At 54.4% G+C, this 22,934-nt stretch carries 22 protein-coding genes, 1 tRNA gene and 1 other RNA gene; 11 read left to right on the top strand and 13 right to left on the bottom strand.

Going from position 1 to position 22,934, the window contains the following annotated elements:
- Window positions 1–37: 37 nt before the first annotated feature.
- The 3 genes from rnpB to zwf form a co-directional block, all read right to left on the bottom strand.
- Window positions 38–442, bottom strand: an RNA gene (rnpB, locus tag NQF86_RS04290) — RNase P RNA component class A.
- 63 nt (window positions 443–505) lie between these two features.
- Window positions 506–961, bottom strand: coding sequence for a hypothetical protein (locus NQF86_RS04285; RefSeq protein WP_266116340.1), 456 nt, complete (start codon window positions 959–961; stop codon window positions 506–508).
- 139 nt (window positions 962–1,100) lie between these two features.
- On the bottom strand, window positions 1,101–2,573 hold the full coding sequence (gene zwf / locus NQF86_RS04280; protein WP_266116339.1) for a glucose-6-phosphate dehydrogenase: 1,473 nt from the start codon (window positions 2,571–2,573) through the stop codon (window positions 1,101–1,103).
- 288 nt (window positions 2,574–2,861) lie between these two features.
- Here zwf and NQF86_RS04275 point away from each other — a divergent pair, with 288 nt between their 5' ends.
- The gene (locus NQF86_RS04275; protein WP_266116338.1) at window positions 2,862–3,128 is read left to right on the top strand and encodes a DUF2312 domain-containing protein; all 267 of its coding nucleotides are present in this window, start codon (window positions 2,862–2,864) and stop codon (window positions 3,126–3,128) included.
- 92 nt (window positions 3,129–3,220) lie between these two features.
- Here NQF86_RS04275 and NQF86_RS04270 read toward each other — a convergent pair whose 3' ends face one another.
- Window positions 3,221–4,129 carry a LysR family transcriptional regulator gene (locus tag NQF86_RS04270; RefSeq protein WP_266116337.1) on the bottom strand — a complete coding sequence of 303 codons (909 nt, stop codon included), beginning with the start codon at window positions 4,127–4,129 and terminating at the stop codon, window positions 3,221–3,223.
- Window positions 4,130–4,228: 99 nt separating this feature from the next.
- Between NQF86_RS04270 and budA the strand changes: the two genes are divergently transcribed.
- From budA to NQF86_RS04245, 5 genes are all read left to right on the top strand, one after another.
- On the top strand, window positions 4,229–4,960 hold the full coding sequence (gene budA, locus NQF86_RS04265; protein ID WP_266116336.1) for an acetolactate decarboxylase: 732 nt from the start codon (window positions 4,229–4,231) through the stop codon (window positions 4,958–4,960).
- Window positions 4,961–5,038: 78 nt separating this feature from the next.
- A complete protein-coding gene (gene alsS, locus NQF86_RS04260) occupies window positions 5,039–6,721 on the top strand; it encodes an acetolactate synthase AlsS (protein ID WP_266116335.1) in 1,683 nt (560 codons plus the stop codon).
- Window positions 6,722–6,935: 214 nt separating this feature from the next.
- Window positions 6,936–7,679, top strand: a complete 744-nt coding sequence (locus tag NQF86_RS04255) for a (Fe-S)-binding protein (protein WP_266116334.1) — start codon at window positions 6,936–6,938, stop codon at window positions 7,677–7,679.
- Window positions 7,676–9,085 (top strand): lactate utilization protein B, encoded by a 1,410-nt coding sequence (locus NQF86_RS04250; protein WP_266116333.1) that lies wholly within the window; start codon window positions 7,676–7,678, stop codon window positions 9,083–9,085. Before NQF86_RS04255 ends, NQF86_RS04250 begins: the two co-directional genes overlap by 4 nt.
- An 11-nt stretch (window positions 9,086–9,096) precedes the next feature.
- Window positions 9,097–9,687: a LutC/YkgG family protein gene (locus tag NQF86_RS04245; RefSeq protein WP_266116468.1), complete on the top strand. Its 591-nt coding sequence runs from the start codon at window positions 9,097–9,099 to the stop codon at window positions 9,685–9,687.
- 68 nt (window positions 9,688–9,755) lie between these two features.
- Here the strand turns inward: NQF86_RS04245 and obgE are convergent, their stop codons facing one another.
- The 3 genes from obgE to rplU all read right to left on the bottom strand — a co-directional run bounded on the left by obgE (window position 9,756) and on the right by rplU (window position 11,473).
- The gene (gene obgE, locus NQF86_RS04240; RefSeq protein WP_266116332.1) at window positions 9,756–10,763 is read right to left on the bottom strand and encodes a GTPase ObgE; all 1,008 of its coding nucleotides are present in this window, start codon (window positions 10,761–10,763) and stop codon (window positions 9,756–9,758) included.
- Between the two features lie 103 nt (window positions 10,764–10,866).
- Window positions 10,867–11,133, bottom strand: a complete 267-nt coding sequence (gene rpmA, locus NQF86_RS04235; protein WP_043559867.1) for a 50S ribosomal protein L27 — start codon at window positions 11,131–11,133, stop codon at window positions 10,867–10,869.
- 28 nt (window positions 11,134–11,161) lie between these two features.
- Window positions 11,162–11,473: a 50S ribosomal protein L21 gene (gene rplU / locus NQF86_RS04230; protein WP_266116331.1), complete on the bottom strand. Its 312-nt coding sequence runs from the start codon at window positions 11,471–11,473 to the stop codon at window positions 11,162–11,164.
- Window positions 11,474–11,772: 299 nt separating this feature from the next.
- On the opposite strand from rplU, the gene NQF86_RS04225 reads away from it, so the two are divergent.
- A tRNA-Ser gene (locus NQF86_RS04225) sits at window positions 11,773–11,862 on the top strand.
- A gap of 92 nt (window positions 11,863–11,954) precedes the next feature.
- Window positions 11,955–13,466, top strand: a complete 1,512-nt coding sequence (rmuC, locus tag NQF86_RS04220) for a DNA recombination protein RmuC (protein ID WP_266116330.1) — start codon at window positions 11,955–11,957, stop codon at window positions 13,464–13,466.
- A gap of 10 nt (window positions 13,467–13,476) precedes the next feature.
- Here the strand turns inward: rmuC and NQF86_RS04215 are convergent, their stop codons facing one another.
- Complete coding sequence (locus tag NQF86_RS04215) at window positions 13,477–14,031, bottom strand: helix-turn-helix domain-containing protein (RefSeq protein ID WP_266116329.1); 555 nt, start codon at window positions 14,029–14,031, stop codon at window positions 13,477–13,479.
- A 66-nt stretch (window positions 14,032–14,097) separates the two neighbouring features.
- On the opposite strand from NQF86_RS04215, the gene NQF86_RS04210 reads away from it, so the two are divergent.
- Window positions 14,098–15,504: an L-lactate permease gene (locus NQF86_RS04210; protein WP_266116328.1), complete on the top strand. Its 1,407-nt coding sequence runs from the start codon at window positions 14,098–14,100 to the stop codon at window positions 15,502–15,504.
- Between the two features lie 63 nt (window positions 15,505–15,567).
- Here the strand turns inward: NQF86_RS04210 and NQF86_RS04205 are convergent, their stop codons facing one another.
- The 4 genes from NQF86_RS04205 to NQF86_RS04190 all read right to left on the bottom strand — a co-directional run bounded on the left by NQF86_RS04205 (window position 15,568) and on the right by NQF86_RS04190 (window position 20,772).
- Complete coding sequence (locus NQF86_RS04205) at window positions 15,568–16,266, bottom strand: aspartate/glutamate racemase family protein (RefSeq protein ID WP_266116327.1); 699 nt, start codon at window positions 16,264–16,266, stop codon at window positions 15,568–15,570.
- Window positions 16,267–16,548: 282 nt separating this feature from the next.
- Window positions 16,549–17,412 carry a fumarylacetoacetate hydrolase family protein gene (locus NQF86_RS04200; protein ID WP_266116326.1) on the bottom strand — a complete coding sequence of 288 codons (864 nt, stop codon included), beginning with the start codon at window positions 17,410–17,412 and terminating at the stop codon, window positions 16,549–16,551.
- A gap of 5 nt (window positions 17,413–17,417) precedes the next feature.
- On the bottom strand, window positions 17,418–18,506 hold the full coding sequence (locus NQF86_RS04195; RefSeq protein WP_266116325.1) for a glycosyltransferase: 1,089 nt from the start codon (window positions 18,504–18,506) through the stop codon (window positions 17,418–17,420).
- 61 nt (window positions 18,507–18,567) lie between these two features.
- Window positions 18,568–20,772 (bottom strand): FUSC family protein, encoded by a 2,205-nt coding sequence (locus NQF86_RS04190; RefSeq protein WP_266116324.1) that lies wholly within the window; start codon window positions 20,770–20,772, stop codon window positions 18,568–18,570.
- 211 nt (window positions 20,773–20,983) lie between these two features.
- Between NQF86_RS04190 and NQF86_RS04185 the strand changes: the two genes are divergently transcribed.
- Window positions 20,984–21,466, top strand: a complete 483-nt coding sequence (locus tag NQF86_RS04185; protein WP_266116323.1) for a MucR family transcriptional regulator — start codon at window positions 20,984–20,986, stop codon at window positions 21,464–21,466.
- A 133-nt stretch (window positions 21,467–21,599) separates the two neighbouring features.
- Entirely contained in the window at window positions 21,600–21,887 is a 288-nt protein-coding gene (locus NQF86_RS04180; RefSeq protein ID WP_266116322.1) for an HU family DNA-binding protein, read from the top strand.
- On the opposite strand, the gene NQF86_RS04175 is transcribed toward NQF86_RS04180, so the two are convergent.
- On the bottom strand, window positions 21,868–22,812 hold the full coding sequence (locus NQF86_RS04175; protein ID WP_266116321.1) for a LysR family transcriptional regulator: 945 nt from the start codon (window positions 22,810–22,812) through the stop codon (window positions 21,868–21,870). The two genes, NQF86_RS04180 and NQF86_RS04175, sit on opposite strands and share 20 nt — an antisense overlap.
- Window positions 22,813–22,934 lie beyond the last annotated feature (122 nt).

Here is a 22,934-nt window from a genome sequence, read left to right as displayed (position 1 = left end):
ATGACTTGTGACGTGACTGGTCATGAGCGGACGATGAGGGGCCAGATGGTCTATAAGCCGGGTTCTGTCCTGTCCCATGATAGCAAGGGACGGGGCGATCATTCCTCTGGGATGTGTCTTGCAACACACCTCACGCAACCAACCCGAATGACAGGGCAGGACCCCTCAGCCATAATCTGGCTTGTCATTCCTATTCGGTCTTGCTCCCGGTGGGGTTTACCATGACCGCCGCTGTTGCCAGCCGCGCGGTGCGCTCTTACCGCACCGTTTCACCCTTATCCGCATCATCTCCCAAGAAAGGAGAAAACAGGCGGACGGTATTGTTTCTGTGGCACTGTCCCTAGGGTCGCCCCCGCCGGCCGTTAGCCGGCACCGTCTTCCTGTGGAGCCCGGACTTTCCTCCATGTTCCGTAAGGACCACAGCGATCGCCCGACCATCTGGCTGGGGGTGCTTATGCCTGCCTGTCCGGGGCGGGTCAAGCGGCAGGTCAGGTCAGGGCATTCATCAGGGGGTAAGGGGGTGGTACATGTCGGGCGAGCCTGCATCGGTCATGATGCTCTGGCCTGCACGATCCACCCGCACATGAAAGAGCAGTTCTGCCGAAGGTTTGTCACCGGGGCAGCCATTCCCATGCCGTCCCAGCACGTCAATCGTGGGTGTGTTCACGCTGCCATCCCCGTTGACGACCATGACAAGGCAGCGCCGCGGCAGAGTGGTCAGCCCCTTATGAGTGATGACGGTGCGCAGATGCTCCACAAGGGCGGTATTGTCGAACCAGCTTAGTTTACTGAAGGTAAACTGGTCATAGAGACTGTCCAGTATCCCAGTGCGGACAAAGGTGAACATGAGCAGGAAAGCAGGAACCACGACAATGAGGCGGCGGATGATGTGCTGTTTCAGGGAGCGTGGCGGCCTTGGACGGCGGCGGCCTAACCGGGGTGGTGTGGTGGGTTCTGTCATGATGGGAGTGCCTTGGGGCTGGATGGACAAAAGGTGAAAGGACGGATAGGCAAAACCGCCCTGCCAGAAAGGACAGGGCGGTTTGCCGAATCATATGGCAGGCACGGGGAAACCGTTCCTGTTGCTGCTCATGGGCAGATCAGTGCGCCATGTCTTCATGCCACGCATCGCCTGTTGTGGCGATGAAGCGGCGTGCTTCTTCCGGCCCGTAGGAACCGGCAGCGTAATGCGCCATCGGTGCTTTGTTGGCAGCCCATGCTTTCAGGGTCGGTTCAACCCATGCCCATGCGGCTTCCACTTCATCACGGCGAATGAAAAGGGCCGGATAACCACGGACAGCATCCAGCATCAGACGCTCGTAGGAATCCGGGATGAGGGACCCGTCAGCCGGAGCAAACTTTCCGGTCATGCTGCCATGCTGGAGGTCAAACCCGGCAGCCGCAGGATTCTTGATATTCAGAGCCAGCCCGAACCCTTCATCCGGCTGGAGGCGGATTACCAGACGGTCAGACGCGGCAGATGTGCCGAACAGGGAAGACGCGGATTTCTTGAAGGTTACGATGACTTCGCTCACCTTCTTTGTCGAACGCTTTGCCGTGCGGATGTAGAAAGGCACATCCTTCCAGCGTGGTGTATCGATATAGGCCCGCATGACGGCGTAGGTCTCGGTGTGGCTCTCATCGCCCAGCTCCTCCAGATAACCCGGAACAGGCTTACCTTTCAGCTCACCTTTGACGTACTGGGCACGGACCGTCTCGCTGGCGACTTTATCTTCCGGGATAGGGCGCAGAGCTTTCAGGACGTTCACCTTGGCGTCACGGACAGAATCTGCCTCCAGATCAGCCGGTGGCTCCATAGCGCAGAGGCTGAGGACCTGAAGAAGATGGTTCTGGATCATGTCACGCAGGGCGCCGGACGTGTCATAATAGGCGGCACGGCCTTCCACACCTACGGTCTCGGCAGCGGTAATCTGAATGCTCTGGATGTGCTCAGCAGACCAGACAGCACTGAAGATCGGGTTGGCAAAGCGCAGGGCGATGATGTCCTGCACGGTTTCCTTACCCAGATAATGGTCGATGCGGAAAATCTGGTTTTCTTCAAAGAAGCGGCTCACACCATCATTGATGGCCTTGGCAGAGGCACTGTCTGTTCCGATCGGCTTTTCCAGCACGACACGGGACTGCGGGGTGATGAAGCCGAAACGGTGGAGATTCTCGCTGATGGCTTCAAAAAGCTGCGGTGCCGTGGAGTAGTAGAAGACACGGATACGGTCAGCCGGGGACTGGTCCAGAACGGCCTTCAGGTCATCCCAGTTATGGTCGCTTTTCGTGCCATCCAGCGTAACGTAATGAACTTTCTTGAGGAAACGCTCGATCAGCTCGGCATTTTTGTGCTGTTCTGGCAGGAAGTTTTCCAGAGCTTCACGGGCACGGGCAATATACTCGTCACGGGACAGGGAAGACCGGGCAGTCCCGATGATACGGGCCTCCTCCGGAACATGGCCAACACGAAGCTGGTTATAGAGGGCCGGGAGAAGTTTGCGCATCGTCAGATCGCCCGTGGCGCCGAAGATGACGTAGTCAAACGGGGCGGTCTGCTGAGAGTGTGCCATGATAAGGCGTACCTTTCCTGTTCTGGAAACTCCGGGGCGGGTTATCTTTGCCCCCGTATCCTGTTTCTGGTCCTCTTTTAAAGCCTGTCTCTGGTCTCGTTCAAGCCATATCAGAACGGATGGAGGGGATGGAGGAGAAACGGTTTCGTTCCGGTTCGTGCGGTTCCTTTTCTTACGGGGTGGCTGCTGCCTGTGGCTCTTTCGCAGGCGTGGTATTGACCATGGGTATGAGAGGGCGATAAGCCGCTCTGAGGAACCGGCATTCGGGTATAGTGAGGAGGAGAAGGTATGGCTATTGGCAATGGTGATGAGGGTGCCGTAACGGGTGGTATCGCTGTGGACCGTCTGCGGTCCATCATTGAGCGTGTTGAACGCCTTGAAGAAGAACGCAAAGCCCTCGGGTCCGATATTCGTGACGTATTTCAGGAAGCAAAATCAGCCGGCTTTGATGTGAAAGTGGTGAAGCAGCTTCTGAAACTGCGTAAGCAGGAGCCTGCCGAGGTGGAGGAGCAGGAGACCCTGCTCGACATCTATCGCCGTGCGCTGGGCATGTAAGCAGGTCGGTCTTTTTGACCTGATATGATGAGAAAGCCTTTCCTGTGGGTACGTTTGTACCTGTGGGGAAGGCTTTTCTGTTCATAGGTCTGTCAGGTTGGCAGGTCCTTGTAAGTTTTGCAGGCTTGCTGAAGAACAGAGATGAAATGATGGATGAGCGGAGGCTGTTCGCCCATCCGTATGCCAATGGCCAGAGTGGCATGGGGCGCAGGGCGGGCGATACGGTGGAACGTGACCCCGCCTGTATGAAGCTGATCGAGGGATTGCGGCACGATGGAAACGCCCAGTCCTGCGGCTACCAGAGGGATAGTCCCGGCAATCTGGGGGGCCTGCTGGCCTAATGAGGGCGTGACACCGGCATCCCGGTAGGCTGCCAGAATGGCATCGAAAAAACCCGGCCCCAGCTCACGGGGAAAGATGATGAGTGGTTCCGTTGCCAGACGGCTGAGATGCAGCTCCGGTACGTCAGTGAAGGGGTGTCCTTTGGGCAGGGCGATCAATGTAGGTTCGTCCAAGAGGGGAATGACCCGCACATTGGCCTGATCCGGCACGGGAGGGCGCAAAATGGTGATGTCCATGCGGTAGGAAAGCAGGGCCTCGCAGAGGGCAGGCGTGTTGCTTTCTTCCAGCGAGAGCGTTACGCCCGGTGCGATGTTGCTGAACTGCCGGATGGCGAAAGGAATACTGGGCAGTAGGGGGACAGCCCCCGCCAGCCCAATGCGGAGATGGCCTTTCTTGCCTTGAGCCAGCCCGTGAGCGTCTTCAATGAATTGACGGCGGAGATCAAGGATCAGCCGTGCATGAGGCAGGAGAGTGAGCCCGGCCTCTGTCAGCGTTACGCCACGGGGTTGCCGGCGAAAGAGAGAAACGCCCAGTGTCTGCTCCAGACGGCGTATCTGCTGGCTGAGGGGAGGCTGCTCCATACCCAGCTTTTCAGCGGCCTTGGTGATGTTGCCGGTCTCGGCGATGGTGACGAAATAGCGGAAATGTCGGATATCCATAAGCCATATATAAAATATATGGAGATAATGGGAACTATATATTTGTGGGAGTTTTTTCCCTGCATTACAAAAGAAGACATTAACAACACAGGGGGCAATATGACTCGACCTTCAGGTGTAAAGCCAAACCGTCTTTTCCAGACATCCACGATGGCTGCCTTGCTGGATGCCGTCTATGACGGTGAAATGACGCTGGGTGAGCTGGTCCAGCATGGTGATTTCGGTCTGGGGACGTTTGATGCTCTGGATGGCGAGATGATTGTGACTGAAGGTGAGGTCCGTCAGTTCCGCTCCGAGGGGATTGCCTCTGGCACCACGGCGGATATGAAGACCCCCTTTGCCTGTGTGACTTATTTCGAACCGGAAAAAACGGTGACGATTGATAAGCCCATGGACAAGGAGGAGTTCGAAGAACTCGTCAATGAGCTTATTGATAATCCCAATCTTTTCGGTGCTGTACGCTTTACGGGTGAATTTGAGAAAGTCGATACCCGTACGGTGTTCTGTCAGCATAAGCCCTATCCGGGGATGCTGGAAGTTGTGGCCAAGCAGCCGACCTTCAGCATGGGCGAGATCAGCGGTGTGATGCTTGGCTTCCGCACACCACCCTACATGCAGGGGATTAATGTCGCAGGTTATCACCTCCATGTCCTCAGTGATGACCGCAAGCATGGCGGCCATGTGACAAATTACCGTGTGAAGTCCGGCAAGCTGGAAGTCGCCCGCATCTCCGATCTGGAGATTGCTCTCCCGAAGACGGAAGACTTCGCAAAGGCCGACCTTCAGCCTGCTGGTCTGCATGAGGCCATCCGCACGGCAGAGGGTGGCTGAGGTTTCAGACCCCCGGCTGATACATGACCATAAAGGCCCGTCTGGCGTTTTCAGGGCGGGCATGATCAGGGAACTATCATGACACAGAAAAAATCCTCCAAGCCAGCACAGACAGCCGCTGATCTGATCGTCCGTAATCTTGAGGCCCACGGCGTTGACCACATTGTGGGTATCCCCGGCGCAAAGATTGACCGGCTCTTTGAGGCACTGGAAGATTCCCCCATCCGTACAATCGTGGCCCGTCACGAGCAGAATGCCGTCTTCATGGCAGGGGGTATCGGCCGCCTGACAGGTAAAGCTGGCGTGGCGATTGCTACATCTGGTCCGGGTGTTTCCAACCTGACGACTGGTCTGGCCACAGCAACCTCCGAAGGCGATCCGGTCCTGACGATTGGTGGTGCTGTCGGTCGTGCCGACCTGCTGAAGCTGACCCATCAGAGCATGGACACGGTCAGCATGCTGCGCCCGGTGACGAAGTACAGCGCCGAAATCGGTGCTCCGGCTGCTACGTCTGAGGTGATCGCGAATGCGTTCCGTGCGGCTGAGACCCCCCGTCAGGGTGGTGCTTTCGTCAGCGTGCCGATGGACGTGCTGAACTCTGAGATCACGGAAGATTATCCGGTGATGGGCAACCGCAATGCCGTCAAGGATGGTCCGGCTCCGGAAGATGTCATCAAGGAAGCAGCAGCTGCCCTGAAGAAGGCAAAGAAGCCGGTCGTCCTGCTGGGCATGAAGGCCAGCCGTCCGGAAAATGCTGATGCCATCCGTGCTTTCCTGAAGAAGACGAACCTGCCGGTTGTTGGCACCTATCAGGCTGCTGGTACTGTTTCCAAGGACCTGGTGTCACGCTTTGGTGGCCGTGTTGGTCTGTTCCATAACCAGTATGGTGATTACCTGCTGGATGAGGCTGATCTGGTCGTGGCTATCGGGTACAATCCGATTGAGTATGATCCGTGCCTCTGGAACAGAAAATCCGCTCGTCCGATCATCAATATTGATGTCGTTCCGGCTCAGCTGGATAACGCCTTCAACCCTGAGATTGAGCTGATCGGCTCCATCGCCTTGACCATGCAGCATCTGACTCGTGAGACAGGCGCCCTGACTTCCGGTGCAGCTCTGGACAAGATTCTGGAAGTCTATCGTGCTTCCCAGAATAATGCCTTCGCCAAGGCAAAGAGCTCTCAGCAGGGCATGCTCCATCCGCTTGAGATCATCAAGGTGATGGAAGATTTCGTGGCGCAGGACATCACGATCTGTCTGGATATGGGGTCTTTCCATATCTGGCACGCACGCTTCCTTGAAGTATTCCGTGCCCGCCAGATGCTCATCAGCAACGGCCAGCAGACAATGGGTGTTGCTCTGCCGTGGGCCATGTCCGCCAGCCTGCTGAATCCGGCCCAGAAGGTCATTTCTGTTTCCGGTGATGGCAGCTTCATGATGTCCTCCATGGATCTTGAGACAGCCGTTCGCCTCAAGAGCAATCTGATTCATATCATTTGGGTGGATCAGCACTTCAACATGGTCCGTATTCAGGAGGAGAAGAAATACGGCCGTGATGCTGCTGTGGCCTTCGGTCCGATTGACTTTGCCGCTTTTGCCCGTTCCTTCGGTGCCAAGGGTATCAACGTCAACAGCGTGGAGAGCCTGAAGGCAGCCCTGCGTGAAGGTATGGAGACACAGGGCCCTGTGGTCATCGCCGTGCCGGTTGATTACATCGACAACCCGGCTCTGATGAACCCACTGCCAGAGCTTGCCAAGTAAGGTTTCCAAATTATCTGCTGATAAAGTAGAGTTTTTTGAAGAAAAGGGGCACTTTTGTGCCCCTTTTTCTTTATCATTCCAGCCTAAATGATAGTAATTATCATTTAGATGATATAAATGGTGAGTATGTTGATTGTTCGATATGCAATGAATATATGAATCTCACATTTTGTTTTATTGATATTGAGTATCTGATTTCATAGAATGAACCATTATGAAAATTGGTTTATTTATTCCCTGCTACATAGATGCTTTCTATCCCAAGACGGGTATTGCAACGCTGGAGTTGCTGGAAAAGCTGGGGCAGGAGGTTGAGTATCCCATGGATCAGACCTGTTGTGGTCAGCCCATGGCGAATTCCGGATGCAATCGTGATGCCAAAGAGACGGAAGCTCTTTTCATCCGTAATTTCTCGAAATATGACGTGATCGTGTCTCCATCAGGGAGCTGCGTCCATCATATCCGGGATAATTTCGATGCCATCGAGCAGACTGATGAAGTCCGGCATGTGCGTAAGAACACATATGAGCTGGTTGAGTTCATTCATGATGTTCTGAAGGTGCGGGAATTCCCATGGGCAGAGTTCCCTCACAAGGTCGGGATGCATAATAGCTGTGCAACACTGCGTGCTCTGCGGACAGCCAGCATGTCCGAGTTGGGCGAGCCGTTCTTTTCTAAACCAAAGACCCTTCTTTCTGCTGTGAAGGGCATTTCATTTGCCGCGCCGAAACGTCCTGATGAATGCTGTGGTTTTGGTGGTACTTATTCCGTTACGGAAGAAGCTGTGTCTGCTCGTATGGGGCTGGATAAAGTGACGGATCATCATGATGCAGGAGCAGAGTATATTGTCTCCGCTGATACGTCCTGCATGATGCATCAGCAGGGCTGTGCCGAGCGGAATGGCGTGCCCATACGCTTCATTCATATCGCAGAGATTCTGAATGGAGCACGGTCATGAGCAACAAACCGGTCCCTCATGCCAAGCTGGCGGCGGAGTTTCTAAAAGATGAGCCGCACCGTCATTTCCATGATGAACGTCTGTGGGACATGCGCCAGAAGCGTGACGAGCAGATGCATATCATGCCGGAATGGCAGGAACTGCGGGAGCAGGCATCTCGGCTGAAGGAACATACGCTGGCTCATTTGCCCCAGTATCTGGAGCAGTTTGAGGAGAATGCCCGCCGTAACGGTATTCATGTTCATTGGGCACGGGATGGTGCGGAACATAACCGCATAGTGGAGAAGATCCTCAGGGATCATGGTCATTCATCCATCATCAAGAGTAAGTCGATGATTACGGATGAGTGCGAGATGCGGGAATATCTGGAGCCAAAAGGCATCAGTGTGACCGAGACAGACCTCGGTGAACGCATCCAGCAGCTGGATAATCAGTTGCCCAGTCATGTGGTCGTACCAGCGGTTCAGAAGCTGACTTCGGATGTGGCGAAGACTTTCGCCAAATATTACAATACCGACCCGAATATTGATGACCCGCACGCTCTGGCAGAAGCACAGCGTAATGCGGCCCGTCCGGTCCTGCTGAGTGGTGACACGGGCATGACAGGCGGTAACTTCCTCGTGGCGGAAACGGGCAGTTTTGTCGTCTGCACTAACGAGGGTAATGCGGACTTGAGTGCCAATCTGCCGAACCTGCATATCGCCACACTGGGGATTGAACGTCTGGTTCCTCGCATGGCGGACCTTGGTGTGTTCATCCGGCTTCTGTCCCGTAGTGCGCTTGGTTCACCAATCACCCAGTATACGACCCATTTCCGTAAGCCCAAGAAGGGCGGGGAAATGCACGTCATCCTTGTGGATAATGGCCGGTCCGAACGTCTGGGGATGGATGATTTCTGGACTTCGCTGAAATGCATCCGCTGCGGGGCCTGCATGAATACCTGCCCGGTCTATCGCCGTTCCGGTGGGCAGTCTTACGGGTCTGTCTATTCCGGGCCGATCGGGGCGATTATTGACCCGACCTTCAATGCTAAGAAGTTCAGCACCCTGCCTTTTGCCTCTACGATGAACGGTAGCTGCACCAATGTCTGCCCGGTGAAGATCGATATTCACGACCAGCTCTATAAATGGCGGCGTGTGCTGGCAGAGCGGCATGAGATTCCGTTCGTCAAACGGGAGATTATGAAGATGGCGGGGCGGCTTCTGGCCCAGCCAACCATGTATCGTCTGGCCATTAGCGGGACGGAAGTGGCCCTGAAAACCATGCCTCGCTTTGTGCTGTATAATTATCTGAATCCATGGGGCAAACATCGTGAGCTGCCTCACCCGGTGAAGGAGACATTCCATAGCTGGTATAAGAAGAACCGCCTGAATAAGGCCAAGCAGCATGAGGAGACACAGGCATGAGTGATGAGACAATGAGTGCTCGTGATGTCATCATGCAGCGTTTGAAGGAAAAGAAGTCTCCGCAAGAGGGAGCTTACCCTCTGCCGCCAGTCGTGACGCTGGGTGAGCAGGATGCCAGCCCGGAACGGTTCGAAGTCAGTCTGGCCCTGATGGGCGGCAAGATGCTGCCTTTGCAGGAAGGTGAGGGGATTGAGCAGGCCATCAAGCGGGTGTTCCCGGAGATGCGTAATCTTTGCACGGCTGTACCAGAAGTAAAAGGTACGTTGCGGATTGAGGAGCTGGAGACGCATGAGCAGGCCGATAAGGTGGATGTCATGGTCGTACGGGCTGCTTTTGGCGTGGCGGAAACGGGAGGTGTCTTTCTCAGCGAAGTGGAACTGAAAGACCATCTGGCCGATGTGCATCTGGCGCAGCATCTGATCGTTCTGCTCTCAAAAGATGAGCTGGTGGGCAACATGCACAACGCCTATCAGGAGCGTTCAGAGTTTCGGACGGCAGGTTACGGCGTGCTGATGAGCGGCCCTTCTGCCACGGCTGATATTCAGGGTGTCCTGATCCGTGGGGCGCAGGGTGTGAGGAGCCTCTCTGTTATCTGGGCCTGATGGTTTCTGATGCCAGAATATAAAAAGGGCCGTGCGATGTCATGTTGCACGGCCCTTTTGTATGTGTGTCAGAGAGCTGCGTTACGGGAGGCCGTTACGCGGTCCTGAAGGTAGCGCAGCAGTTCCGGCAGGCCGTCTCGGCTGACACCGGAAAGCAGATGGACTTCCGCACCAGAAGCTTCTTCCAGAGCAGCTTTACGCTCCTCAATTTCTTCCGGCAGCAGAGCATCACATTTGTTTAGGACGAGAACTTCCGGCTTGGCGGCCAGCCCTTCATCATAGGCTTTGAGCTCCTTGCGGATGAGCTTCCAGTTCTGGACACAGTTTTCATCCGTGCCATCCACGAGATGGATCAGGACAGCGCAGCGCTCCACATGGCCGAGGAAGCGGTCGCCCAGACCAGTCCCTTCGCTGGCACCTTCAATGAGGCCGGGAATGTCGGCAATGACGAATTCTTCCACGGCATTAAGGCGCACAACACCAAGCTGTGGGTGCAGGGTGGTGAAGGGGTAATCAGCAATTTTGGGGCGGGCACGAGAAGCTACGGAAAGCAGGGTGGACTTGCCCGCATTGGGCAGCCCGACAAGCCCGACATCGGCAATCAGCTTCAGGCGCAGCCAGACCCAGCGTTCTTCACCGGGGAAGCCTTTGTCGGCACGGCGAGGGGCACGGTTGGTGCTGCTCTTGTAATGAGCATTACCCAGCCCGCCATCGCCCCCCTGACAGAGCAGGACAATTTTGTCGGCTTCATCAAGGTCAGCCAGCAGGGTCTCACGGTCTTCATCGAAAATCTGCGTCCCGATGGGCACATCAATGATGACATCATCAGCACCAGCGCCGGTCTTGTTGGAGCCAGCGCCGTTGCCGCCTTTGCGGGCACGGAAATGCTGTGTGTAACGGAAGTCAATCAGCGTGTTGAGGCTGGGCACGGCACGGAAATAGATATGGCCACCCCGACCACCATCACCGCCGTCTGGCCCGCCGAACTCGATGTATTTTTCCCGCCGGAAGGCGACAACACCATCCCCTCCATCACCGGAGCGGACATAGATTTTAGCTTGGTCAAGAAACTTCATGGGGAGCCGCCACAATAAAGGGGGGATAAGAAGAAAAAAGGCCGGCACCATGATGGAGCCGACCCTTGTTCATGCTCTGTGCCTGTAAGGCAGGCAGAGTGCGTTATTCGGCAGCTTCTGCCAGTGCAACGGAAACATGCACCTTGCCACCAGCACGACGCTGGAAGCGGACACGACCATCGACCAGAGAGAAAAGGGTATGGTCACGGCCCATACCAACGTTCTCGCCCGGGTGCACCTTCGTGCCGCGCTGACGGATGATGATGTTACCAGCGATGACGCTCTGGCCACCAAACTTCTTCACACCAAGACGGCGGCCGGCGCTATCGCGTCCGTTACGGCTGGAACCACCTGCTTTTTTTTGTGCCATGACTGTGTCTCCTTAGGAACGGGCGAAATTACGCGTTGATTGCGGTAATGCGCAGAACGGTGACCGGCTGACGATGGCCGTTCTTACGGCGGCTGTTCTGACGGCGGCGCTTCTTGAAGATGATGACGGTCGGTAGACGGTCCTGTGCGACAACCTCAGCGGTGACGCTTGCACCTTCAACCAGCGGCGCACCGATCTTCGTGCTGCCTTCACCACCAACCATCAGAACATCAGAGAAGGTGACTGTGCTGCCAGCTTCGGCATCCAGCTTTTCAACCTTCAGGATGGCGTCCTTGGCAACGCGATACTGTTTCCCGCCCGTGCGGATGACTGCAAACATGCAAAACTCTCTTTATGTTACCGAAGCCTCTGGCCTTCAACTCTGCCATCGCAGGCAGAGAGGATGACCCGCTCGCTTTTTGTCATTGGTTCAGACAGCCCCGCGCGAAGCGGAAAACCGTAGGAACAGAGGGTCTCCATAGGGCTTTTCCTGCGTATCGTCAATAAAAAAGCAGGATTTGCGGTGTGCAGGCAGGGTGAGGGGGCATGTGCCCCTTGTCATCCTGTCAGAATATCGCCATAAGGTGGGGCATTACTTGGTGATGACAGGTTGCATCCTGTTTCGACATCCCAAGCCCCGGAGAGGTGCCAGAGTGGTCGATTGGGGCGGTCTCGAAAACCGTTGAGCGTGCAAGCGTTCCGAGGGTTCGAATCCCTCTCTCTCCGCCAGAATGATTCCTCTGATATTACAGTGTGTTGCGCCCTTGTCATTCCTGAGATGAACGGGGATAAAGGAATATTACTGATTTTCAGGGATTTGAATGATGTCCATATTAGACCTGTTGATTGACTTCATAACTATTGTGGTTGTGGCTCTGCTGGCTTTTTCTGTTGGCTATCTATTGGCATCAAGACGGCATGGACATCAGAAAGCGGAGCTTGCTGTTCGGTTGCGGCATTCTGAGGATGAGCTCCAACGTATCAGCGATCAGAACGAAGAATATGGGGAGGAGCTGGAAGATTGCAGGAGCAGCCTTCATGAGGCTGAACTTTCAGCCACGACAGCCCAGACCCAGCTGGCTGGAATCCGTGAGACGTTGAAAGAGACGAAAGAAGCCTTGGCCGGTTATATCCAGCGCTATGACAGTCTCTCCCAGACTTATGTGGCTCTCCAAAGTGACTATGTCGAAACCAGAACGACATTGGAGAGAAAAGAGGAACATTTTGGGGAGCAGATACAGCAGCTTGGCGAGGCCAGACAGTCTCTGTTGAAGGAGTTCGAAAATCTGGCCAACCGGATTTTTGAGGAAAAAGGCAAGACCTTTGCCGATACCAGCCAGCTCAATGTTGCCAACATGCTGAAGCCCTTCCGGGAGCAGATTGAGGGTTTTCAGAAACGTATCAACGAGGTGCATGACGCTTCACTTCAGGGTAATGCTCACCTTAATGCCGAGATTAGGAAGGTGCTGGATATTGGCCTTCAGATGAGCAAGGAAGCCAGCAGCCTTGCCTCTGCGCTGAAAGGGGATTCACAGCAGCGTGGGGCTTGGGGCGAGGCGCAGCTTCGCCGCACTCTGGAAATGAGTGGCTTGGTGGAAGACGCTCATTACGAGGTTCAGAGTTCTTTCAAGGACGCAGAAGGTCGCCAGAAACAGACTGACTATCTCATCAAGCTTCCAGACGGGAAACATATCATCATTGATAGTAAGGTTTCCCTGAATGCGTATGACCGGGCCATTGGGGCAGAGAGTCAGGTCGATTATCAGCTGGCGATGAGCGATCATGTAAAAGCCGTTCGCAAGCACATAGATGATCTGGCGTCCAAAGATTATACCAATCTGATCGGCATCCGGAGCCCCAGCTTTGTCCTCATGTTCATGCCGATTGAGCCGGCCTATATTGATGCTCTCAAGACGAACCGGGACCTGTTCGAGTATGGATATAAGAAGGGGATCGTACTGGTGTCTCACACGACACTTATCCCCATTCTGCGGACTGTATCCAATCTCTGGATGATTGAGCGAAGCAATGCGGAGGCTCGTGAAATCAGCGAGCGGGCAGGCGATATTTATAATTCAGTGTCTCTCATTGCGGAGAGGCTACAGAAACTGGGCGGCACTCTGGGTACGGCCAGCAAACATTATAACAGCACCGTCACGGCACTGGCAGGCCAGCAGGGCCTGTATGGCAAGGTGGATCGTTTTAAGCATCTTTCGATCAAGGTCAGTAAAAATCTTCCCAAGCTGGAAACGACTCATATGGATTTTGAAACAGAACGCCTTAACATGATTGTCGAGCCAATTACGGAACAGATAGAGCAGTCCAGCGAGTGAGGGGGACGGCTCATCCCCCCATGATCATCAGCACGAAATGTGCAGGCTCTGACCCGATATTGCGGAACCAGTGTTCCATATCCACGAGAACGGTCGCCGTGTCTCCCGCCTGAAGTGTCAGGGTCTTTCGGGCTGTGTGGATTTCGAGTGTACCTTGCAGGATATGGAATACTTCCTGACTGCGGGATTCATGGGCTGCAAAGCGCCGGGATGTCATGCCCGGCGGCACGATATATTTCAGCAGTTCGATACTGGGATTGGGACGGGCCAGAGTAATCCGTTCAATTCCCGTTTCTTTGTCAACAAGGCGCAGGTGCTCACCGGCACGGACGAGCTCTGTCGGGTCGTGCTGGAGGAGTTCCATCAGTTCACAGCCCAGACCCTGAGCAATGCTGAGGGCATTATGCAGGGTAGGGCTGTGATGTCCCCGCTCAACCCGTGAGAGCACGGCTGTTGAAATACCTGTCTGTTCTGAAAGTTGATCCAGCGTCACCCCCAGACGGTTGCGGCGCAGGCGGATGGCACTGCCAAAGGTGGCATCATGCTTCTGTGGTGTCTTGTCCAATTGACTCATCTCCGATAATTTTCATATTAGAAAATTAGTTTTCGTATATGAAAGTTGTGGTGGCCGATGACCATTTTTCTCAGCTTCTTTCCCATTCTACTGACCATTCTGGCATTAGGGCTTAGAATGAAGGCACTTCATGCGGCCCTGCTGGGTGTTGTCGCAACGATCATGGCCATCGCATTGGCGTTTCCTTTGTCTTTATCCCAGATAGGAGCGGCATCCTTACGCTGGGGGCCTATCCTGACAGAAGTCATTGCCATCATTGCTGGTGGCCTGCTGCTGTCCAACGTGCTTCAGCATAATAGGGGACAGGCTGCTCTGGCAAAATGGATTGAGGAACGGTCTGGCAATAATATCGGCACGATTCTGCTGATTGTTCATGGCATTACGCCTTTTGCTGAATCTGTGACGGGGTTTGGCATAGGCATTACCATTGCCATTCCTTTGCTGGTGCATTTAGGGCTGTCGGCGTCACGGGTGGCTGTGATTGGCCTGATGGGGTTGTGTGCTGTTCCGTGGGGCTCAATGGGACCGGGCACGCTGATTGCGGCCACAATGGCTGACGTGTCCTTCTATAAGCTCGGTATCGTATCAGCGGTCATCAGTTTCATTCCCTTTACGCTGACAGGTATGGCCGCAGCTCTGCTGAGCGGGTCTGCCGAACATCGCAGACGGGATGTGTTCTACGGCTTCTTGTCCGGCCTGTGCCTGTGCCTGCTGATAAGCGTGATGAATCTGGTGGTTGGCACGGCGCCCGCTGGGGCTTTGGCGGCGCTTATCATGATTGTCTTTTATCTGATGCTGGGCGGTAAAAGGCAGGTGCCTCATCTGAACAGGGAAGGACGCAACGCTCTGTATAGTTACGCTGTCCTGCTGTCTGGTGTTCTGCTGACGAGCTGGATTGTGGGACTGCTGAAACTGCCTGCTGGCTGGCATTATCTGGCGTCTCCAGCCGTCTGGCTGTTCGTGGCATCTTTGTTTGCGGCAAAAGGATTGCCTCAGAGGTCACCTGTGCGGAAAGCATGGGACTCATGGGTGCAGAGTGCCTCCGTAACGGGGCTGTTTCTTGTCATCGGTATTTTGATGTCCATATCCGGCATGGCGGAGTGCCTTGCCAGAACACTGGCACAGGCCGGGCCGGGTTATGCTGTGATGGCGCCTCTGGTGGCGGCATTAGGTGGTTTCGTGACGGGGTCCAATAGCGGGGCCAATGCCATGTTTGCGGCAACTCAGGCGGATATTGCCCGTTCGCTGCATTTCAGCGTGCTGTGGTTCATGGGTATCCATAATGTTGCAGCATCGTTCCTGCTGATGGCCTCTCCCAGCAAGATTGAGATGGCCTTGCAGCTCATTCCGGGAGCGACAGGGACGGACAGGCATTGGATTCAGAAGATGGTTCTTTATGTCTCCATCTTTGTGGTGCTGGCCCTGATGCTGCTGTCCTGCCTGTTCCTGTTGTCTGCCTGCTGATGATAGCTTTATGGCTTATTGCATGAGGGAGCCATTTTAATGGCTCCTTGTGTGGATCTGTTTTTAGCAATGGGTATTCATTGCTGAGAGAAGAGCTTCCGTATGGATGCTCAGCGTGTCCAGACATGGTAAAGGAATTGGTTGATCTGAGAACAGGAGTGGCAGTTCTGTACAGCCCAGAATTATGGCCTCTATGTTATGCTGCCGCTGCATCTCATTGATAATTTCGAGGATTTTCTTTTGTGTAGCGGGGTTGACGATCCCAACCTCCAATTCAGAGGCTATTTTCTCCGATAGGAATCGGATGCCATCTTCGTCGGGAATGAAGATGTCGATACCTGCTTCGATGAAGGGTTTCCTGAAAAAATCCTCTACCATCGTGAATGCTGTTCCCAGCAGGCCTGCCCGTTTGATGTTTTGCTCTACAGCTTTGTCTCTGGTTGCATCCACCATGCTGATGAGTGGTACGGCAGAACGCTCACATAATTTTTCGAAAACGATATGCGGGGTATTTCCGGTAAGGGCAATGATTTCACATTCTGCCCGGATAAGATTGTGAATACTTTTCATGAGATATTCTGTTAGTGAGTTATAGTCACTCTGTGAGCAGAAGTTCAGTATATCAAATACATTGACGCTATCAATATTTATATTTGGGAAGAAGTCTTTTCCAGACATCTCCTTTGCGCCATATACTATTTTCTTGTAATATATAAGTGTTGACTCTGGGCCTGTCCCACCAATCAATCCAAGTTTCTTCATTTTCTATCCTATAAGATAAACCGAGGGTGTAAGCGTATGCTGGTATCAGTCAGCTGCGCAAGAGACTGGGGGGACAGGCATTCAGGTGTCAGGTCACGCAGCGTCCCTGAACTGTCGATTCAATCCCGGTTTTTCGGAGCCTGCAAGGCCATAGCGGCAGAGTTTCGTCTGATGTCTGTTCCTTCGTAACCATCTGGTGCAGTTTTTCAGAAATGTGCCCGCAGCGTTGCAGGAAGGCTTCCCGGCTAATGCTACTGTCCTGTCTGTTTCTGTTTCGTGGAACTATCTGGCCGGGAGATCACGGTGCCATCTGACGAGTGTCTGCCTCTGTTCGCCCAGCCCTTCGATACCGAGGCGCATTCCATCTCCTTCCTGTAGCCAGACCGGCGGAGTATGGCCCATACCAACGCCGGGCGGTGTGCCGGTAGCGATGATGTCGCCGGGCAGAAGTGTCATGTAGCGGCTGAGATAAGCAATGATCTCACGCACGGAAAATATCATGGTGGCCGTTGAGCCATCCTGACGCCGGACGCCGTTGACATCCAGCCAGAGACGCAGATTCTGCGGATCAGCAATTTCATCCGCCGTTACAAGAAAAGGACCAACAGGCCCGAAATTGTCGCAGCCTTTCCCTTTGTCCCACTGTGATGACTGCATCTGGAAGCTGCGTTCTGAAACATCATTGATGATGCAGTAACCGGCAACATGCTTCAGGGCATCGGCTTCGGTCACATGGCGTGCTGTACTACCGATGACAATGCCCAGTTCGACTTCCCAGTCCATTTTGGAAGCATGGGGAGGAATGGGAATGGCATCATAAGCACCGCACAGTGCTGAAGGCGCCTTGAGGAACACAATGGGTTCCTGCGGGATGGGGAGGCCAGCTTCTTCCGCATGGTCGGCATAGTTCAGCCCGATGCAGACACATTTGGAAACATGACTGACAGGAATTCCGAAACGTGGCGACCCCTCAACGACTGGCAGGGATGACACATCATATTCAGCCAGACGAGCAAGAGACTGGGGAGACAGGCGTTCAGGTGTCAGGTCATGCCAGAGGCTGGATAGGTCACGCAGTGTTCCCGCACTGTCGATCAGCCCCGGTTTTTCTGAGCCAGCAAGGCCATAGCGGCAGAGTTTTGTCATGGTGTCTATTTCCCCGGAACCATCTGATGCAGTCTTTCAGAAATCTGCCCGCAGCGTTGCAGAAAGGCCTCCCGGCTGTAATGGCGCTCAATGTGCTGCTTTGCAGCCTCCCCATAGCGGTGAAGCAGACCGGGATTCTGGAAGATTTCCGCCAGTGTCTCACAGAATGTTTCCGGAATCCTGTCGGGTTGGAGAAGGAAGCCCGTCTTGCCGGGCTGGACGCTGTTGCGCATTTCTCCGACAGGTGTTGCCACCACGGGCAGGCTCATATTCATGGCTTCATGGGCGGCAAGGCACATGCCTTCATAGCGTGATGGCTGGGTATAAAGCTGAAGCGTGCTGAGGAAAGCCGGAACATCCGTCTGGAAGCCCTTCAGCGAGACATGTTTCTTCAGCCCGTGCGTCTGGATGAGCGCTTCCAGCTCGGCCCGCTGGGGGCCATCACCAGCGAAGGAGAGATGAACAAGGTCCGCCCATTGGGGATGACGCTCCCGGAACAGGGCTAAGCCCTCAATGAGGAGAGGATAGTTCTTTACTTCATGAAGCCGCCCCGTGCTGCCTATGTGGAGGAGCGTCTGGCCATTCCAGTTGGGAGCGGGGTGTGTATTGGGAGCGGCCACATAGAGAGGCCATGATGTGATCTTCTCTGGCGGAATGTTCATTTTTTCATGCAGGAACCGCGCGACATAGGATGAGTCTGCAACCCAAAGCCGGGTGATGGGACGTCCCGCTGTTGTTGTGAAGCGTATGCTGGCGCTGTTCTTCCAGCTCACGACCGGAATATTGAGGATTTTCCCGGCAAGTTGCCCCAAAAGCGTGGCACGGCTCAGTGAAGTCCAGATGATGTCAGGGCGGTTTTTGATAAGCAGGCGCAGGATGCGGAACAGGGCGAGAAAGAAATTGCGGCGTTTTGTGTCAATCAGCCTGTAGGGAATGCCTGCACGTTCCAGATAAGGGGCTGCCCCCATATCACGGGCTTCGCAGGCGGTGACATCAACCTGATGACCGAACTGTTCAAGTGCTTTGACGATGTCGGGGATGGCAAATTCGGCACCGCCTGTTTCCAGGCTGGTAACGATGTAATGGATCTTCATGAAGCAGAGGGTCTCAGGTAAGGAAAAGGTCCCGGAACTCTGGCGTCATAAGATCAGGAGATCAAGCCTTTTCCAGAGCAGCCTCATGGGGCGTTTCATGACCGGGGAAGACCGAGAAACCTGTTCCAAGGAAGGGACGGCTGGCATCCAGAAAGTCCTCGTTGGTGCGCAGCGTGTGCTCGACCACCACAAGATAGGTCAGGGCACGGGTGATCTCCAGCCGGATGATGGCCTCATGGTCCTGTGTATCCAGTTCACGCAGGCGGCGGATAGCGGCACGGGTGAGGCGAGCGGCACGGTCATGGCGCCGGGAGGCGTGTTCAATATGATAGAGCACAAGCGTGATAGGCCGCCGGGCGCTCTCTGGCAGATATTCACGGTTGAGGAGATGACGAAGGCGGATGATGTTCAGCCCCAATGTCAGGGTTGCCAGCGTGCCCTGTATGCCTGCCTCCACAAGTGGGGTCATGGTGGGGGCGTGGCGGAGCAGGCGAGAAAAGCGGTCTGTGCTGTGACCGATCCAGGCACTGATCTGGGGGGTGCTATTCAGATTGGCGAGGTTACGGAGTTCCCGTAGTGTGGCTTTCCGCAGGCGGAAGCCTTCGGCTTTGCTGTCGAACGGTAGGATGCTGCGGAAGATGAGCACGGCGGTCACGCCAGAAAGTATGATGGCCAGATTGGTGTTGTAGAACTTGCTTTCATCAATGACATGATGATTCTGGATGCCCAGCATGAGGGGCATGAGCAGGTTGAAGGCCGAAGCCGCCGGGGCTGTTGCCGGGTTGGCACGGGCGAGGCCGCCAATCATCATGGCGCAGGAGAGGATGAGCATGAGCGGCTCATAGGTCGTGACCATGGGAATGAAGACAAAACAGAGCAGCCATGCCACACACCATGCCACAGCCAGCCCTTTCAGGAATTTGACGGTTCCCAGAACAGGGTTTTCCTTTGTGGCGAATAGCCCGCAGATCAGAGCCGTGATACTGATGAGCGTATTCCCGTTGGACCATGCTGTGACTTCATAAATGAGGGATGTGACCAGAATGGCCAGTGCCGCCCGGAAGCCATTATTGAAGGCAAGGCGTCCATCCCGATAGGTATGATGCTGAAACTGGAAATGATCACCACGAATGGTATGGGTACTGGCGTGATATTCTGTAATGGCTTCTTCCAGATCACCAATCAGGTCACCGAGTGATGAGAAAAGGATGCGCTCATCGAGTGCAGAATTGGTGATGACGGTTGATGCTTCCTCTATGTCCGCCTCCATATGGGGGGCTGGGACGACTTTGCGGCGGTGTGGTGTGGCGTAACGGCGGCAGATGTCCCGAAGATGCTGAAGCTCGGCCAGAAGTTCGGATATTTCATCTTCTTTGCGTAGTCTTTCCGAGAATGTTTTAAGGAATTGGATGAAGGCCCGGACGACCGTATCGAAATCTTTGTGATTGGTGGAGAGAAGGGCCAGTCGTGCCGCCATGCCAAAGCTGCGGGAGAGCAGGGCAGAGACAGCAGCCAGAGCTGCACGTGCATGGTCACCCTCATGCCCGTGAGCGCCCATTTCCACTTCAGCAAATTCGATCTGGTCATTAATGGAGAGGATGGTGCCAAACAGGTTGCGGGCTTCTGTCAGGGCGCCCGTGTCTTGCTTGAGAATATGATAGAGAGTGTCCGCCACCAGAGTGAGGGCTGATTCCAGTTTCTGCCTGATTTTGATATGGGCCAGACGGTCCTGATTGACGGCAAAGAGCAGCCCGATAAAAGCCTCACACAGAACGCCGAGAATGATGTAGCTGGCCCGGGAGACGGCAAACATAAAAATGTTGCCCGTATTGGGAATGACATCCATGCAGATGATGGCGCAGGTATAACCGGAGAGTACCAGCGCATAAGAGCGAAAATTACTGACAAATGTTGCCAGCCCACTACAGAGGCCGATCCAGAGGGCTATGAGGGGAAAGAACACCCAAGGGGCCTGCGGGTAGATGCCGACAAAGATCAGGGCCGCCGTACCGCCTGTCAGTGTCCCGACAATACGCCAGCGTGCTTTGGAAAGACTTTCTCCACGTGTCAGCTGCGCTACGGACCAGACCGTCATAGGGGCCCAGATGGGACTGTCCAGCTCCAGCCATAGGGCAATCCCAAGAGAGAGGCAGGCAGCAATGGTTGTGCGCAGGGCAAAGAGGAACCCGTTCAAGGAAGGGGTAAAGACCCAGTAAAGAAAAGGTGGCGTCCTGAAAGTGAGTAGGGAGAGGAGGCGGGTGATCATTGTATGTCCAGTGGGTTCTCGTGCGGGAGCCTACTTTTCTTTGCCTGTAGATGCGAGGGGGGACACTTACAAGTGAACAAAAAAATCATTGTGATTGCAGTCGAAATGTTTTTTTGAGGAACGGAGAATATTTCTCTTTTGTGTCCAAGGGAAAAATAGTAAAATTTGTATGAAACCTCCCATGAAGACTTATAGCGATGAAGGTTATTCAATGACGGACAATACAGTGGCCAGAGAAAGTCAGACCTCCCATAATGACGAGCGCCGGAAGCTCCTTGAGCTGACGGCTGATATTGTCGTGGCCAAGTTGGCCGGGTCTGATGTCTCTGCCGACAGCTTGCCAGGACTGATCCGTCAGGTCTATGACGCTCTGGCTGGTCAGGGGAATGAAAACCGGGAGACAGTGGACCAGTCCAAACAGCAGCCGGCTGTTCCTGTTCGTAAGTCGGTATTCCCTGATTATATCATCTGTCTGGAAGACGGAAAAAAGCTCAAGATGTTGAAGCGCCACCTCAAGAGCACATATGACATGACACCAGAGCAGTACCGGGAAAAGTGGGGGCTTCCCGCCGATTATCCCATGGTGGCTCCGGCTTATGCGGCACGCCGGTCTGAACTGGCCAGAACAATCGGTTTAGGGCGTAATATTGGTGTTTCCGCTGAGAACAAACGTGATAACGATAGTAAAGCGTGAAATGTTTCATTAACATTCTTATAAAAAAGGCCGGGTTTATTCCCGGCCTTTTTTTGTGAGGTGCCGTTTTTTCTTGACGCTTTAGCCTTTCCCTTGTCACTCTCCATAGAGTAACCAGTGACGGAGAGTATGGATGACACGCTCAGAATTTGTCGCTTTATTGACGTCCCGTCTGGAAGGCCTCTCACGGGAGAAAGTCGGTCAGGCTGTTGATGGTGTTTTCTCGCACATTGCTGACGGTCTGGCGTCAGGTAACAGGGCAGAACTGCGGGGTATTGGCAGTTTCGGAACACGCCAGCATACGGCCCATCAGGGGCGAAACCCGAGGACGGGCCAGTCTGTTGCTGTGGAGGCAAAACGTGTTCCGTTCTTCCGTGCGGGGAAGGAGCTGCGTGAAAGGGTTAATCGCCTGAAGAAATGAAGGGCTCAGCACTGTGTGAAGGGATGTCCTTGCCTGTGCGGGCGCTGCTGAGTTCTTCCAGCAGGAAATCCCGGAAGACGGAGATGCGCTTGGAGCTTTTCAGTTCTTCTGGATAGACGAAGAAGGCTTCTGCCAGCGGACCATGAACGTCCGGCAGGATGCGGACGAGGTTGGGATGGGCGGAGGCCGTGTAGAAAGGTAGCGTCCCGATGCCGTTGCCCTGTGCAATGGCCATGCCAACAGCGGCAATATTATTGACGGCGAGACGGACCTTAGGCTGAAGGATGATTTTGTCCTTCACAAGGCGTTCGATCAGCCAGTTTACATGCGGGAGGGGAAGATGCCAGCCTGCAAAACCAATCAGATTATGGTTCGCAAGGTCTGTAAGGGTGGTAGGGGTGCCGTGTTCCTCAAGATATTCCTTGCTGGCATAGATCGGCATATGGAAGCTGGCCAGATGACGCTGGATCAGATCAGGCTGGGTAGGGGGATGCAGGCGGATGGCAACGTCAGCCTCTCTCATGCTCAGGTCGAGATCGGAATCTTCCAGAAGAAGCGTGACCTCTACATGGGGGTGGCGTTCCACAAAGCGGTGTAGGCGTGGTGTCAGCCACGAAAGCCCAAAGCCTGATGTCGTGGTGACCTTGATCTTGCCGGCTGCTTTTTCCCGGTTCTCACTCAGGAAGGCCTGCGTCAGAGCGAGCTTGGAGAATACTTCCCGTGCGGTGCGATGGAGTACTTCGCCCTGTTCTGTCAGGATAAGGCCACGGGCATGACGGTGAAACAGGGGAACGCCCAGTACATCTTCAAGGGCGGATATCTGTCGTGACACGGCAGACTGGCTTAGATTGAGCCGGTCCCCAGCATGGGTAAAGGAGCCAGCTTCGGCCACGGTGTGAAAGATACGGAGTTTATCCCAGTCCATTTTTTGATTCCCGTATGCCCCTTCGCAATAATCATGGCCCGCTCTGCTCATAACACCCTACACTGTAACCTTACCGTACATCTAATCCGTAAAAAATTCCCGAAAAGCAACGATCGGTCAAG

The organism is Bombella pluederhausensis (assembly GCF_026385525.1).
Taxonomy (GTDB): Bacteria; Pseudomonadota; Alphaproteobacteria; order Acetobacterales; family Acetobacteraceae; genus Bombella; species Bombella pluederhausensis.
Note: the sequence above shows the minus strand (reverse complement) of the source record. Positions and strands in the feature narration are given on the sequence as shown.